This is a genomic window from Rhizobium esperanzae (assembly GCF_002204185.1).
Taxonomy (GTDB): Bacteria; Pseudomonadota; Alphaproteobacteria; order Rhizobiales; family Rhizobiaceae; genus Rhizobium; species Rhizobium esperanzae.
Genome location: NZ_MXPU01000001.1, coordinates 217,693 through 231,519 on the forward strand (window position 1 = coordinate 217,693; position 13,827 = coordinate 231,519).

The window sequence follows — 13,827 nt, forward strand, 5'->3', positions numbered from 1 at the left end:
AGGACAAAGAGCCGCTTTTTTGAAAGACTGCGAATGGGTTGATTCGCGGTGTGATGGGAGTGCGCATGGAGCGGCTTGCGGACAGGGTTATCCTCGTCTGGGGGGTAAAACGGTCGTTGCTGGCCGTCGCCGCTGGAGCATTCGCCGCGCTGGCGCTGCCGCCTTTCGGCTTTTTCGCGGCGATGTTTCTCTCCTTCACGCTGCTCGTCTGGCTGATCGACGGGGCGGCGGCTTCTCCTGAAAGCGGTCTGATCGGCAGGCTATGGCCGGCCTTTGCCATCGGCTGGCTGTTCGGCTTCGGTTATTTTGTCGCCGGCCTCTGGTGGATCGGTCACGCCTTGCTGGTCGATTCGGAGGAATTTGCCTGGGCACTGCCCCTGGCAGTCCTCGGACTGCCGGCCGGCCTTTCGGTCTTCTACGGGCTGGCGACTGCACTTGCCCGGATCGTCTGGTCCGACGGCATGGGACGGATCGCCGCACTTGCGGCCGGCTTCGGCCTGATGGAATGGCTTCGAAGCATGATCCTCACCGGCTTTCCCTGGAATGCCATCGGTTATGGCCTGATGCCCGTTCCGCTGATGATGCAGTCGGCGCATGTGATCGGCGCGATGGGGGTGACGACACTTGCCGTCTTCGTCTTTTCCGCCCCGGCGCTGATCGGGACGCGACAGGGCGCGAAGCCTGGAATTGCGCTCGCCACCCTGCTGTTTGCCGCCCATCTCGGTTATGGCGCCTATGCCCTCTATCTGGCGCCGCGGCCGCAGCCCTTGCCCGAAGACAAGCGGCCGGTGGTGCGGCTGGTGCAGCCGGCCATCGACCAGGCGGCGAAGATGGACAACGACGCCGACCGCAATGCGATCTTCGAGACCCATCTGAAGCTTTCAGCCGAAGCGCCCAGGAATGGCGGCCGCAAACCCAACATCATCGTCTGGCCGGAAACCTCGATCCCCTTCATCCTCACCGACAACCAGGATGCGCTGACGCGCATCGCCGATACGCTCGACGACGACCAGATCCTGATCGCCGGCGCGGTGCGCGCCGAGGAGATGGGGCCTGGCACCCCGGTGCGCTACTACAATTCCATCTATGTGATCGACGGCCGCGGCCAGATCATCGCCGCCTCCGACAAGGTGCATCTCGTGCCTTTCGGCGAATATCTGCCCTTCGAGGACATCCTCACCGAACTCGGCATCCAGAATGTCGTCGAGATACCGGGCGGTTTTTCGGGCGCCGCAAGTCGGCACCTGCTGGCGCTGCCGGGCGGCCTCAATCTTTATCCGCTGATCTGCTACGAGATCATCTTTCCGGGCGAAATGACCGGCGACATCGTGGATGCCAACGCGCTCCTCAACCTCACCAACGATGCCTGGTTCGGCATCACGCCCGGACCCTACCAGCATTTTCAGCAGGCGCGGGTGCGGGCAGTCGAGACCGGCCTGCCGCTGATTCGCGACGCCAACAACGGCATATCGGCGCTCGTGAACGCGCACGGGGAAATCATCGCAGGCCTCGATCTTGGTGAGACCGGCTTTATTGATGCAACTGTTGATGGGTTCGGCAATGGGTTCGGAACCTCATACCCCCTTCAGACATACTTCTGGTTGACCGAAGCACTGTTGATGTTGATTGCGCTAATTTCACGCGCAGGTTTTATTTTAGGGTTGAATTGACCAAAAACCCCTAAAATTGCATAGTGGTGTCAATCGGCGTTCTTAACGTATGTTTATCGGCGGGTTCCCGCCGCTTACAACGTGGCGTTTTGGGATGGATCAGGGGCATGCCGGTTGGAAACAGAAATTCGTAGCTAGGGCACGACCATGATTGAAAATAAGAAGAAACCGAATCCGATCGACATCCATGTTGGCAGCCGCATTCGCCTTCGCCGAACGATGTTGGGCATGAGCCAGGAAAAGCTTGGCGAAAGCCTCGGCATCACCTTCCAGCAGATCCAGAAATATGAGAAGGGCACCAACCGTGTCGGCGCAAGCCGCCTGCAGAACATCTCGAGCATCCTAAATGTTCCGGTCTCCTTCTTCTTCGAGGATGCGCCCGGCGAACATGCCGGCGCCGCCGGCGGCATGGCCGAAGCCTCCAGCTCGAATTACGTCGTAGACTTCCTCTCCTCCTCGGAGGGCCTGCAGCTCAACCGCGCCTTCGTCAAGATTTCCGATCCCAAGGTTCGCCGCAAGGTCGTGGAACTGGTCAAGGCGCTCGCTGCCGAAGCCGACGCTGACTGATCCAGCTCTTATTGCGAAATAGAAAGGCGGTCGAAAGACCGCTTTTTTTGTGTTTTTGCGGCAAAATTTGTCACTTCGCCGCAGATATAAAGATATATTTATGTCCTTGTGCGCTTGTCATCGGCGCTCGAACTGAGTACCTACTAGCTGGCTTTTATTCTTTGAGGGGAATCCCGGAATGCGCGCGAATTATCTCTTTACCAGCGAATCTGTTGCCGAAGGTCATCCGGATAAAGTGTGTGACCGCATCTCCGACGAGATCGTCGATCTGGTTTACCGCGAAGCGGCCAAAACCGGCGTCAATCCGTGGGGTGTGCGCATTGCCTGCGAAACGCTGGCAACGACCAACCGTGTCGTCATCGCCGGCGAAGTCCGCCTTCCGCCGAGCCTGATGAAGAAGGACAAGGACGGCAAGGACGTCATCAATCCCTCGAAGTTCAAGGCCGCTGCTCGCCGCGCCATCAAGGATATCGGCTACGAACAGGACGGCTTCCACTGGAAGAAGGCAAAGATCGACGTGCTCCTGCACTCGCAGTCGGCCGATATTGCCCAGGGCGTCGACAGCGCCGCCGACCAGCAGGGCGACGAAGGCGCCGGCGACCAGGGCATCATGTTCGGTTACGCCTGCAAGGAAACGCCGGACCTGATGCCGGCGCCGATCTATTATTCCCACAGGATCCTGCAGCTGCTGGCGGCCGCCCGCAAGAAGGGCGACGGTGAAGTCGCCAAGCTCGGCCCCGACGCCAAGAGCCAGGTAACCGTGCGTTACGTCGACGGCAAGCCGTCGGAAGCGACCTCGATCGTGCTTTCGACCCAGCATCTCGACGAGAGCTGGGATTCCAAGAAGGTCCGCGCCGTCGTCGAACCCTATATCCGCGAAGCGCTCGGCGAACTGAAGATCGCCGAGGATTGCAAGTGGTACATCAATCCGACCGGCAAGTTCGTCATCGGCGGACCGGACGGCGATGCGGGCCTGACCGGCCGCAAGATCATCGTCGACACCTATGGCGGTGCGGCTCCGCATGGCGGCGGCGCATTCTCCGGCAAGGACACGACCAAAGTCGACCGTTCGGCCGCCTATGCCGCCCGCTACCTCGCCAAGAACGTCGTGGCCGCCGGCCTCGCCGACCGCTGCACGATCCAGCTCTCCTACGCCATCGGCGTCGCGCAGCCGCTGTCGATCTACGTCGACCTGCACGGCACCGGCAGGGGTGTGTCGGAAGACCAGGTCGAAGCGGCGATCCGCCAGAATATGGACCTGTCGCCGTCGGGCATCCGCCGTCACCTCGACCTCAACAAGCCAATCTACGCCAAGACCTCGGCCTACGGTCATTTCGGCCGCAAGGCCGGCCGTGACGGCTCGTTCTCCTGGGAGCGCACCGACCTCGTCAAGGCGCTCAAGGAAGCCGTCAAGACCAAGGTCGCTGCATGACGGATATGGAACGCCGGGGACGGGCGACCGAGGCCTTTTTCGGTCGCCGCAAGGGAAAGGCCCTGCGCGAACAGCAGGCGGAAACGCTGAACAGCCTGCTCCCGGCATTCCTCATCGACCTCTCGGCGGCTCCCCCGGAGCCGCCGACTTCGCTATTCCCGGTTCCGGTCACGACATTACGGCTGGAAATCGGTTTCGGCGGCGGTGAACATCTGATCCATCGGGCTCTCGAAAAACCTTCGACCGGCTTCATCGGCGTCGAGCCCTTCGTCAATTCGATGCAGAAGCTTTTGTCGCGCATCGGCGAGACGGGTGCCTCCAATATCCGCGTCTACAACGACGACGCGACGCAACTGCTCGACTGGCTGCCGGACGCGTCGCTCGACCAGATCGATCTGCTCTATCCCGATCCCTGGCCGAAGCGGAAGCACTGGAAACGCCGCTTCGTCTCGAAGACCAATCTCGACCGCTTTCACCGGGTGCTGAAGCCCGGCGGCCTGTTCTGCTTCGCCTCCGACATCGACACCTATGTGAACTGGACGCTGATCAAATGCCGCGACCATGGCGGCTTCGACTGGCTGGCCGACAATGCGGCGGATTGGCTGACCCCCTATGAGGGCTGGCCGAGCACCCGCTACGAGGCGAAGGCACGCCGCGAGGGCCGCTCTTCGGCGTATCTGACCTTCAGGAAGATCTGAGGCTGTCGGCAATTTCCGGCATCCGGCTCTAAAACCGACGACGACAACAAACCGAACTGAACGCGCTACGCTCTCACTTGTGGCGCGTAGAGTTCCGCCGTGGAACGGTTGCAATTGCCGCTGACGCGACTATTTCCGTGCTGGCCACCCTCCGCTCAAATGGAAGGGAGAAAATGACCGGGAGCATGTCATGTGCCGAAATATAAACCCCTGTTCAATTTCGATCCGCCAGCGACGTACGACGAGGTCCACGATGCCGCGCTCCAGTTCGTGCGCAAGGTGAGCGGAACGACCAAACCGTCGAAGCGCAATGAGCTCGCATTCGAGCACGCGGTCAGTTCGATCACGGCCTGTGCCCGCGAGCTGCTCGATTCGCTGGAAACGTCTCAACCTCCTCGTGATCGCGAAGAGGTTGCGGCAAAGGCGCGCGCGATCAGCGGTCCGGTTCGCGTAAGAGAGCTCCGTCACGCACGGGAGATCTCAATCAAGCCTCAAGTGGCCTACCTGACGGCTTTCGGTCCGAAGCGGACTATCAGTTCATTTCAGGTGGACGACCGCTATGCGCCCACAAGCGGACATGGGCGGCCCGCCGATCGACACCGTTTGCCAAATCCGCAATCTGAACCAGGCTGCTATGCATCAGAAGCCTTCAAGCGCGAGAGGGTCACGTTTCCGGCACGACAATCCGGCGGAGAGAGTCGCCGCCAATAGGTGATGGCTAAAGCCTTGGTTTCATCGTTGATGATCCTATATCTGGCTTCCACTGCGGCGACAGTGTTGATTTTTCAGATCGGTATTGGCTTCATGAGCGGCGACTGTGTTCAGGAACCGGTCGAGCATCGAGTTGAAGCTCTCCGGCTTCTCCCAGAAGGGCGCGTGTCCAGCCCCTTCTATTACATGCGCTTTGCCTTCGAAGAGCAACTGGATGTTCAGGCCCGAAAAATAGCTGAGTTTGACAAAGGGGTCATAAAATCCATTCACAAAAGCAATGGGTATATCAGCCTGTTCGACGGTGCGGCGCTGATCCACCCCCTGCCCCCGCAACATTGCGCGAGAAAAAACGCTCCTTAGTCTCCCGTCCGCGCGCGCTATGGCATCGCGAAAGGAGGGGTTACTCGTGTCTCCAAAGCAAAGAGACTGAAACCGCTCCACATCACGCGATGTAAAGTTCTCTTTTGATGCCAGAAGAATATCAAATGATGGATGGAATCCCCGCAGCATTCCGAGGAGACCGCTGTGGATCGGTGGCGTGCCGCACAACATCAGGCCCGAAATGCCGTTGCTGCTGCCCGCCATCTGAATCGCGACGTGACCGCCAAGCGACCATCCCAGCACGGGAAAGCGATGAAGTCCCAGGCGGGCTGCCACCTCTCCTATGCAATCGGCAAGACCGGTGACGGTGTAAGTTGACTGCGGATCTCTAGCGTCGCTCGATTCGCCATGTCCCGGAAGATCGAGCGCAATCAGACGCCAATTCCGGGACAAATGGCTGTGTAGTTGCTGTGAAAAGACCGTCCGTGAGCTGCCCGAACCGTGTATCATAACCAGTGGTGCAGCGCCATCAATAGTGTCACTGATGCGCACAGCGCCGTGGCTGGTGTCGATTGTACAGTGAAATATGTCCATAAGCTGCGACCCCTAACGCGCAGCCAAAGTCTTGCACGAAAATATCTATGGCAGGTGCATGATCATCGTAAACCAGATCTGAACCAGGTCGTGCAATCACGACACGTTTCGGTGCGGTTACGCATCAATACACAATCATTTGCCTTGGCGTTGTATACGGGTTAGGTCTGTCGCAGCAGCAATTGCAAGCAACCTTTCAAGGTGGACATCACGATGCAATTTCTTCTGGACTTTGTTATTTCGATCACCAGCCTGAGTGTCGTCGGGTTCTACGCGTGGTCGTTGCGAGGCCACTTCAACTCGCCGAAGATGGAAGCCGGAGCAAAGCTGATCACCGTCGTCGTCATCGCGACGACGGCGTTTTTCCTGTACCTGGTTTGGTCCCGGACGCAGATGCTATGGGTACAGGTAGTCGGACTGGGGTTTGAAATCGGGTCGGCGGGCTTGTTCTGGTGGGCGGTGTCGGCGTCGCGAGAGGCCAGGTTGCGCTTTGTGTTCACCCTCGATCACCCAGATAGTCTTGTCACCGACGGTCCCTATCGCTACCTGCGGCACCCTTTTTACACGTCCTACCTGCTCTTCTGGTCGGGATGGGCGCTGGCATCTTGGTCGATATGGTCGATCCTGCCGGTCTTATTTTTTACGGTTGTCTACGTGATTGCAGCCCGCAACGAGGAGAGGAAATTCGCCCTATCACCGCTGGCATCCGAATATGAAGCCTATCGGCGCAAGACGGGCTTGCTGACGCCGTGGTTCGATTGGCGATAATGTCGCGACATCCCTCCCGACCGCAGCGAAAACGAATAGAGCGACCGTGCACCGCAAGCAGTGAAACGTAGCAGACAGTCTTGACGGTCAGTGCAGGCTGACCGTCTTCAATTCGTCCTCGGCAGCCTTGAAGAAGGTGCTGGAGCGGTTGTCCGTCAGGAGAATCGGCGTGCCGTCGGCGCCGAACAGCGCCCAGAGATCGACGTTCGGATCGATATCCGGCGCCTCGGGGAAACACTTGGCGACCTCTTCGGTGCGCATTTTTCTGATATAGGCGACCTCGCCGTTGCCGATGTGGGCAAGCTCGGATTTGGTCAAGTGAGACGTGGCTTCTTTCATCAACATTCCTGTTCCTCCGGAAGAAGGGACCAACGGTTCGACAAACCGTTGTGCTACTGTGAAACCGAAATGTTAATTTTCTTGACCATGCGCGCAGGTTCCGGCCGAATTAGATCGACGGAGAGCAGACCGTTCTTCAGGCCGGCGCCAAGGACCTGCATGCCGTCGGCCAGCACGAAGGTGCGCTGGAACTGGCGAGCGGCGATGCCGCGATAAAGATAATCCCGCTCGCCCTGCTCCACCTGGCGGCCGCGGATGACAAGCTGATTCTCCTCGGTGGAGACATCAAGCTCCTCCTCGCTGAAACCGGCAACGGCAAGGGTGATGCGCAGACGCTCGGGCGCGCCGCTGTCGGCGGCGATACGTTCGATATTGTAAGGCGGGTATCCGTCGCTCGCCTTGGAAATGCGCTCCAGCGTTTTTTCCATGGCGTCGAAGCCCAGAAGCAGAGGGCTGGCGAAAGGGGTAATGCGGCTCATCTCTTTTCAAGTCCTTGATGCAAGCGACCATCCCGGACCTAAAAGTGCAGCATCCGGATGCCGCTAATATGGGGGCATGATCACGGCGCTGCAAGGCGCGCGCGATCCTCCCGATTTAAACATCTGCTACTTTTCGAACGGCGGCGCCTGCCTCCTTGCTTGACAAAGGACCTGCTGCCTCGCATCAAAACATGCCCGCGCGGAATGTGCCGATTTGTGACGGGAAATGAAGAGATGGTGTCTGCCGGGACAACGGCATGCCGAGAACGGGACGATTGAAATGGCAAGCGCGAGAAAGATCATCATCGACACGGATCCCGGCCAGGATGACGCGGCCGCCATCATGCTGGCTTTCGGCAGCCCGGGTGAGCTCGAGGTGCTGGGGATCACGACGGTCGCCGGCAACGTGCCGCTGTCTCTCACCAGCCGCAACGCGCGCATCGTCTGCGAGCTCTGCGGCCGCACGGATGTGAAGGTTTTCGCTGGCGCCGACAAGCCGATCGCCCGCAAGCTGGTGACGGCAGAACATGTGCACGGCAAGACCGGCCTCGACGGCCCTGTTCTGCCCGAACCGACGATGGCGCTGCAACCCGGCCATTCTGTCGATTTCATCATCGAGACGCTGCGCCGCGAGCCGGAAGGCACGGTGACGCTCTGCACGCTCGGGCCGCTCACCAATATCGGCATGGCCTTTGAGAAAGCGCCCGACATCATCCCCCGCATTCGCGAGCTGGTCATGATGGGCGGCGGCTTCTTCGAGGGCGGCAATATTACGCCGGCCGCCGAATTCAACATCTATGTCGATCCCGAGGCGGCCGACATCGTCTTCCGCTCGGGGGTTCCGATCGTGATGATGCCGCTTGACGTGACGCACCAGCTGCTGACCCGCAAGGACCGCGTCAAACGCATGGCTGAGATCGGCACGGCGCCTGTTAAGGCCATGGTCGAAATGTTGGAATTCTTCGAACGCTTCGATATCGAGAAATACGGCTCCGATGGCGGGCCGCTACACGACCCGACGGTCGTCGCCTATCTGCTGAAGCCGGAACTTTTCCAGGGCCGGGACTGCAATGTCGAGATCGAGGTTCGGTCGGAACTTACCGCCGGCATGACCGTCGTCGACTGGTGGCATGTGACCGACCGCAAGCGCAACGCCAAGGTGATGCGCACCGTCGATGCGGACGGCTTCTTCGATCTCCTGATCGAGCGCTTCGCCCGCATCTGATTATTCTTTCCTTCTCCGAAGAGCGAAACGACCTCAGGCGTCCTTCTCGTCGAAGACGGAATTGGCTTCGGCCTCGACCGGTTTCGGGCCGCCCTTGGCGACGCCGACCATGGCCGGGCGCAGGACGCGCTCGCCGATGGTGAAGCCGGCCTGCACGACCTGAACGACGGTATTGTTCGGCACTTCGGAGTTCGGCACTTCGAACATTGCCTGATGGAAATTCGGATCGAATTTCTGGCCGACCGGCTCCAGCTTGCGAACGCCGTGTCGCTCCAACGCCGAGAGCATCGAGCGCTCGGTCATTTCCACACCTTCGATCAGCGTGGTGAGGCCGGCGTCGGCCGTGGCTTTGGCCTCCGGAGAGATGGCGTCCAGCGCCCGGCGCAAATTGTCCGAGACGGCGAGCATGTCGCGAGCGAAACCGGCGACGGAATAGGATTTTGCATCCTTCACCTCGCGCTCGGTGCGACGGCGCAGATTATCCATCTCGGCGGCAAGTCGCAGATAGCGGTCACGCAGTTCGGCATTCTCGGCCTTCAGAAGCTCGAGCGGATCCGGCTGCCTGGCCTCCTCCTGCTCGACAGTGGCAGTCTCGACGTTGACGGCAGCGTCGGCTGCGGCATCGGCCGCAGTTGCGTCAGGTCCGTTTTTCGTCGTTTCATCGGTCATGACGGTCTCCGGTTGGTATTTTCAGATGCGCCCGATATCGAGGTTTGGCCGGAAAAAATCAAGTCTGCGTGACGAAGAAGCGAAAATTCCGCTGCTTCGTCAGTGATGACGTCAAAGCGGATTGCGCGACAGGCGGGAGACGAGCTGAGCTGTGTAATCCACCATCGGCACGATGCGGGAATAATTGAGCCGCGTCGGGCCGATGACGCCGACAGCGCCGACGATCCGGTCATCATCGTCGCGATAGGGCGCGACGATGAGCGACGAGCCGGACAGCGAGAAGAGCTTGTTTTCCGAGCCGATGAAGATGCGCACGCCCGAACCGCTTTCGGCGAGGTTGAGAAGCTCGATCAGGCTGTCCTTCTTTTCGAGATCGTCGAACAGCATGCGCAGCCGGTCGAGATCTTCGGCGCCGGCGAGGCCTTCGAGCAGGTTGGCGCGGCCGCGGATGATCAGCTGCGCAGGCTTTCCCTCGTCCGGGCTGCCGGCCCAGACGGCGATGCCGCGCTCGACGAGATCGCGCGAGAGCGCATCGAGTTCGTGACGGACATCATCCTTCAGCCGGCTTAACTGTTTGCGCAGCTCCGGCAGCGTCTGGCCGGACATGTGCGCATTGAGGAAATTCGCCGCCTCCGTCAGCTGCGAGGAGGTGACGCCGGCCGGCAGCTCGATGATGCGGTTTTCGACCTGGTCGTGATCGCCGACGAGCACGGCGAGCGCCTTTGTCGGTTCAAGCCGGATGAACTCGACATGTTTCAGCACCGGATCGCTTTTCGAGGTGATGACGAGGCCGGCCCCGCGCGAGATGCCCGAAAGCATGCGGCTCGCTTCGTTCATCATCGATTCCACCGGATTGCCGCCGCTTTCGGCCCGCACCTGGCGATCGATATTGGCGCGCTCCTCGGCGGAGAGATCGCCGATCTGCATGAATGCATCGACGAAGAAGCGCAGCCCGATCTGGGTCGGCAGCCGGCCGGCGCTGACATGCGGGGAATAGATGAGACCGAGCTCTTCGAGATCGCTCATGACGTTGCGCACCGAGGCCGGCGACAGCGACATCGGCAGCAGGCGCGACAGATTGCGCGAGCCGAGCGGCTCGCCGCTTTCGAGATAACCTTCGACGATGCGGCGAAAAATTTCCCTGGAGCGCTCGTCCAGTGCAGCAACGGCATCCGAAACCGACGTCGACCTGATGCCCATGAACCTTTTCAAACCCGCGCTGATGATGCTCCCGAAAATATAGTCAAACTCGCACCCGTGGCAAAAGGGAATTTGCAAATGGGCGCCGCCAATCGTAGAAGCGGTCAACAACTCCAGGAGATGAGAATGCGGCCTTCAGGCAGAAAAACCGACCAGATGCGCAAGGTCTCGTTCGAGCGCAATTTTTCCAAGCATGCGGAAGGCTCCTGCCTGGTGAAATTCGGCGATACGCACGTGCTTTGCACCGCAAGCCTCGAGGAAAAGACGCCGCCGTGGCTGCGCAACACCGGCAAGGGCTGGGTCACGGCCGAATACGGCATGCTGCCGCGGGCGACCGGCGAGCGCATGAAGCGCGAGGCCGCCGCCGGCAAGCAGGGCGGCCGCACCCAGGAAATCCAACGGCTGATCGGCCGGTCGCTGCGCGCCGTCGTCGACCTGCAGGCGCTCGGCGAAAAGCAGATCACGCTCGATTGCGACGTCATCCAGGCCGATGGCGGCACACGGACGGCCTCCATCACCGGCGGCTGGATCGCGCTTTACGACTGCCTGAAATGGATGGAAAGCCGCAACATGATCAAGGTCGACCGGGTCCTGAAGGATCACGTCGCAGCCATCTCCTGCGGCGTGTTCGCCAGCCAGCCGGTCATCGACCTCGATTATCTCGAGGATTCCTCGGCCGAGACCGATGCGAACTTCGTCATGACCGGCGCGGGCGGCATCGTCGAGATCCAGGGAACTGCCGAAGGCACGCCGTTCAGCGAAGAGGAATTCAGCTCGCTGATGCGGCTTGCCAAGAACGGCATCGGCGAACTCGTCGCCCTGCAGAAAGAGGCGATTGCGGGATGAACGCCATGCTGGAAGGCATGTTGGAAACGGCGCTCTATGCGCGCGATCTCGATCAGGCCGAGACGTTCTACGAGGGCGTTCTCGGGCTTGAAAAGATCACCCGCGCCGGCAACCGGCATGTCTTCTTCCGCTGTGGGCCAGGCGTTCTCCTCATCTTCAACCCCGAGGAAACGACAAAGCCGCCGGCACCCGACGCGCTGCAGGTGCCGCCACACGGCACGACCGGGCAAGGCCATGCCTGTTTCCGGGTATCTGGCCGCAACATAGATGCGATGGCCGAACAGCTGAAAGCAGCTGGCGTTGCGATCGAATCCGAGGTGCACTGGCCAAATGGCGGCCGCTCGATCTATTTCCGCGACCCTGCCGGCAACAGCCTGGAATGTGCGGAGGCTAAAATCTGGGGCATCGAACAGGATATTTGAATGCGCAAGCTCGAAACCAAAACCATCGTCGTCGCCAGCCACAATGCCGGCAAGATCCGCGAGATCCAGGAATTGATCGGGCCGCTCGGCTTCACCGCCAAATCGGCCGCCGAACTGAATTTCGTCGAACCTGACGAAACCGGCACGAGCTTCGAGGAGAATGCGACGATCAAGGCGGTCGCCTCGGCCAATGCCGCCGGCATGCCGGCGCTCTCGGATGATTCCGGCCTGGTGGTCGACGCGCTCGGCGGCGATCCCGGCGTCTACACCGCCAACTGGGCGGAGAAGGCGGACGGAACGCGCGACTTCGACATGGCGATGGCCAAGGTGGAAAAGGCGCTGCAGGACGCCGGCGCTACGACGCCGGAACAGCGCGGGGCGCGTTTCGTCAGCGTGCTCTGCCTTGCCTGGCCGGACGGGCATACCGAGCTTTTCCGCGGCGAGGTGGAAGGCCATGTCGTCTGGCCGCCGCGCGGCACCCAAGGCTTCGGCTATGATCCGGTTTTCCAGCCCGAGGGTTATGCCGTCACCTTCGGAGAAATGAGCGGCGAGGAGAAACACGGCTGGAATGTCGGCAAGCCGCAGGCGCTGTCGCATCGGGCCCGTGCCTTCAAACTTTTCGTCGAAACCTGCCTGGAGGCATAAGATCTGTTCGTGGGCAATTTCGATACGCCAAGCCTCTCGCGCGACGCTGCGCTGCTGCCCGATACCGGCGAGCCCGGCTTCGGCGTCTATGTGCATTGGCCCTTCTGCGCGGCGAAGTGCCCCTACTGCGACTTCAACAGTCATGTGCGCCATCAGCCGGTGGATCAGGAGCGCTTTGCATCAGCCTTTCTGAAGGAGATGGCGGCAGTCCGGGCGATGAGCGGTCCGAAGACGGTGACAAGCATCTTCCTCGGCGGCGGCACGCCGTCGCTGATGAAGCCGGAGACGGTTTCTGCCATTCTCGATGGCATCGCACGGCATTGGCATGTGCCCGCCGGCATCGAAATCACCATGGAGGCCAACCCTTCGAGCGTCGAGGCCGAACGGTTTCGCGGCTACCGCGCGGCCGGCGTCAACCGGGTCTCGCTCGGCGTGCAGGCGCTGAACGACGGCGATCTGAAATTCCTCGGCCGGCTGCACGACGTCGCCGACGCGCTGAAGGCGATCCGGCTGGCGCGCGAGATCTTCCCGCGCATGTCCTTCGACCTCATCTATGCCCGGCCGGAGCAGACGGTCGATGAATGGGAGAAGGAACTGAAGGAAGCGATCTCCTATGCGGTCGACCATCTGTCGCTCTATCAGCTGACCATCGAGGAAGGCACACCCTTCTTCGGTCTGCACAAATCAGGCAAGCTGATCGTGCCGGACGGCGAGCAATCGGCCTTGCTCTACGAGGCGACACAGGAGATCACGGCGCGTGAAGGCATGCCCGCCTACGAGGTCTCCAATCATGCCCGGCCGGGTGCCGAAAGCCGCCATAACCTGACCTACTGGCGTTACGGCGATTATGCCGGCATCGGCCCGGGCGCGCACGGCCGGCTGACGCATGGGCATGAGAAGCTTGCGACGGCGACCGAGCGCAAGCCGGAAGCCTGGCTCGAGATGGTCGAGCGCGACGGCCATGGCATTCTCGATGAGGAGCGGCTCGGTTTCGAGGAACAGTCGGACGAACTGCTGCTGATGGGACTGCGGCTGAGGGAAGGCGTCGATCTCGCCCGCTGGCAGCAGCTTTCGGGCCGTGAGCTCGACCCGAAGCGCGAGGAATTCCTGCTCGAACACAAATTCGTCGAGCGGATCGGCAATTCGCGCCTGCGCTGCACGCCATCGGGCATGCTGATCCTCGATTCCGTCGTCGCCGATCTCGCCTGCTGACATCCAACGAGGCTGATCCGGGTGCGGCA

The 13,827-nt window shown here is 60.8% G+C and carries 15 protein-coding genes and 1 pseudogene; 11 read left to right on the top strand and 5 right to left on the bottom strand.

Annotated elements, in window-relative coordinates:
- Positions 1 to 65: 65 nt before the first annotated feature.
- From lnt to B5E41_RS01090, 5 genes and pseudogenes are all read left to right on the top strand, one after another.
- Positions 66 to 1,670 carry an apolipoprotein N-acyltransferase gene (gene lnt / locus B5E41_RS01070; RefSeq protein ID WP_088390745.1) on the top strand — a complete coding sequence of 535 codons (1,605 nt, stop codon included), beginning with the start codon at positions 66 to 68 and terminating at the stop codon, positions 1,668 to 1,670.
- Between the two features lie 147 nt (positions 1,671 to 1,817).
- Positions 1,818 to 2,237 (top strand): helix-turn-helix domain-containing protein, encoded by a 420-nt coding sequence (locus B5E41_RS01075; protein WP_011423753.1) that lies wholly within the window; start codon positions 1,818 to 1,820, stop codon positions 2,235 to 2,237.
- A 178-nt stretch (positions 2,238 to 2,415) separates the two neighbouring features.
- On the top strand, positions 2,416 to 3,669 hold the full coding sequence (gene metK, locus B5E41_RS01080) for a methionine adenosyltransferase (protein ID WP_064800435.1): 1,254 nt from the start codon (positions 2,416 to 2,418) through the stop codon (positions 3,667 to 3,669).
- Positions 3,666 to 4,367 carry a tRNA (guanine(46)-N(7))-methyltransferase TrmB gene (gene trmB / locus B5E41_RS01085; RefSeq protein WP_088390372.1) on the top strand — a complete coding sequence of 234 codons (702 nt, stop codon included), beginning with the start codon at positions 3,666 to 3,668 and terminating at the stop codon, positions 4,365 to 4,367. The genes metK and trmB overlap by 4 nt, the downstream gene beginning before the upstream one ends.
- A 190-nt stretch (positions 4,368 to 4,557) precedes the next feature.
- Positions 4,558 to 4,821: pseudogene (locus tag B5E41_RS01090) on the top strand (DUF2277 domain-containing protein).
- Between the two features lie 293 nt (positions 4,822 to 5,114).
- On the opposite strand, the gene B5E41_RS01095 reads toward B5E41_RS01090, so the two are convergent.
- Positions 5,115 to 5,993, bottom strand: a complete 879-nt coding sequence (locus B5E41_RS01095; protein WP_064800433.1) for an alpha/beta fold hydrolase — start codon at positions 5,991 to 5,993, stop codon at positions 5,115 to 5,117.
- Positions 5,994 to 6,206: 213 nt separating this feature from the next.
- On the opposite strand from B5E41_RS01095, the gene B5E41_RS01100 reads away from it, so the two are divergent.
- Positions 6,207 to 6,761 (top strand): methyltransferase family protein, encoded by a 555-nt coding sequence (locus tag B5E41_RS01100; RefSeq protein WP_088390747.1) that lies wholly within the window; start codon positions 6,207 to 6,209, stop codon positions 6,759 to 6,761.
- 87 nt (positions 6,762 to 6,848) lie between these two features.
- On the opposite strand, the gene B5E41_RS01105 is transcribed toward B5E41_RS01100, so the two are convergent.
- Positions 6,849 to 7,106, bottom strand: a complete 258-nt coding sequence (locus tag B5E41_RS01105) for a BQ00720 family protein (RefSeq protein ID WP_008524631.1) — start codon at positions 7,104 to 7,106, stop codon at positions 6,849 to 6,851.
- Between the two features lie 47 nt (positions 7,107 to 7,153).
- Entirely contained in the window at positions 7,154 to 7,579 is a 426-nt protein-coding gene (locus B5E41_RS01110; protein WP_010032703.1) for an Hsp20 family protein, read from the bottom strand.
- 280 nt (positions 7,580 to 7,859) lie between these two features.
- Here B5E41_RS01110 and B5E41_RS01115 point away from each other — a divergent pair, with 280 nt between their 5' ends.
- Positions 7,860 to 8,804, top strand: a complete 945-nt coding sequence (locus tag B5E41_RS01115) for a nucleoside hydrolase (protein WP_088390374.1) — start codon at positions 7,860 to 7,862, stop codon at positions 8,802 to 8,804.
- A gap of 33 nt (positions 8,805 to 8,837) precedes the next feature.
- Here B5E41_RS01115 and grpE read toward each other — a convergent pair whose 3' ends face one another.
- Together grpE and hrcA are read right to left on the bottom strand one after the other, a co-directional pair.
- On the bottom strand, positions 8,838 to 9,473 hold the full coding sequence (gene grpE / locus B5E41_RS01120; RefSeq protein WP_088390376.1) for a nucleotide exchange factor GrpE: 636 nt from the start codon (positions 9,471 to 9,473) through the stop codon (positions 8,838 to 8,840).
- Between the two features lie 111 nt (positions 9,474 to 9,584).
- A complete protein-coding gene (gene hrcA / locus B5E41_RS01125) occupies positions 9,585 to 10,673 on the bottom strand; it encodes a heat-inducible transcriptional repressor HrcA (RefSeq protein WP_064800429.1) in 1,089 nt (362 codons plus the stop codon).
- A 126-nt stretch (positions 10,674 to 10,799) separates the two neighbouring features.
- Between hrcA and rph the strand changes: the two genes are divergently transcribed.
- From rph to hemW, 4 genes are read left to right on the top strand one after another with little or no spacing between them, the layout of a single operon-like run.
- Entirely contained in the window at positions 10,800 to 11,519 is a 720-nt protein-coding gene (gene rph, locus B5E41_RS01130) for a ribonuclease PH (RefSeq protein WP_064809389.1), read from the top strand.
- On the top strand, positions 11,516 to 11,941 hold the full coding sequence (locus tag B5E41_RS01135; protein ID WP_088390378.1) for a VOC family protein: 426 nt from the start codon (positions 11,516 to 11,518) through the stop codon (positions 11,939 to 11,941). Before rph ends, B5E41_RS01135 begins: the two co-directional genes overlap by 4 nt.
- Positions 11,942 to 12,586, top strand: coding sequence for an RdgB/HAM1 family non-canonical purine NTP pyrophosphatase (rdgB, locus tag B5E41_RS01140; protein ID WP_088390380.1), 645 nt, complete (start codon positions 11,942 to 11,944; stop codon positions 12,584 to 12,586). It abuts the gene before it with no gap.
- Between the two features lie 9 nt (positions 12,587 to 12,595).
- On the top strand, positions 12,596 to 13,798 hold the full coding sequence (gene hemW, locus B5E41_RS01145; RefSeq protein WP_088390382.1) for a radical SAM family heme chaperone HemW: 1,203 nt from the start codon (positions 12,596 to 12,598) through the stop codon (positions 13,796 to 13,798).
- Positions 13,799 to 13,827 lie beyond the last annotated feature (29 nt).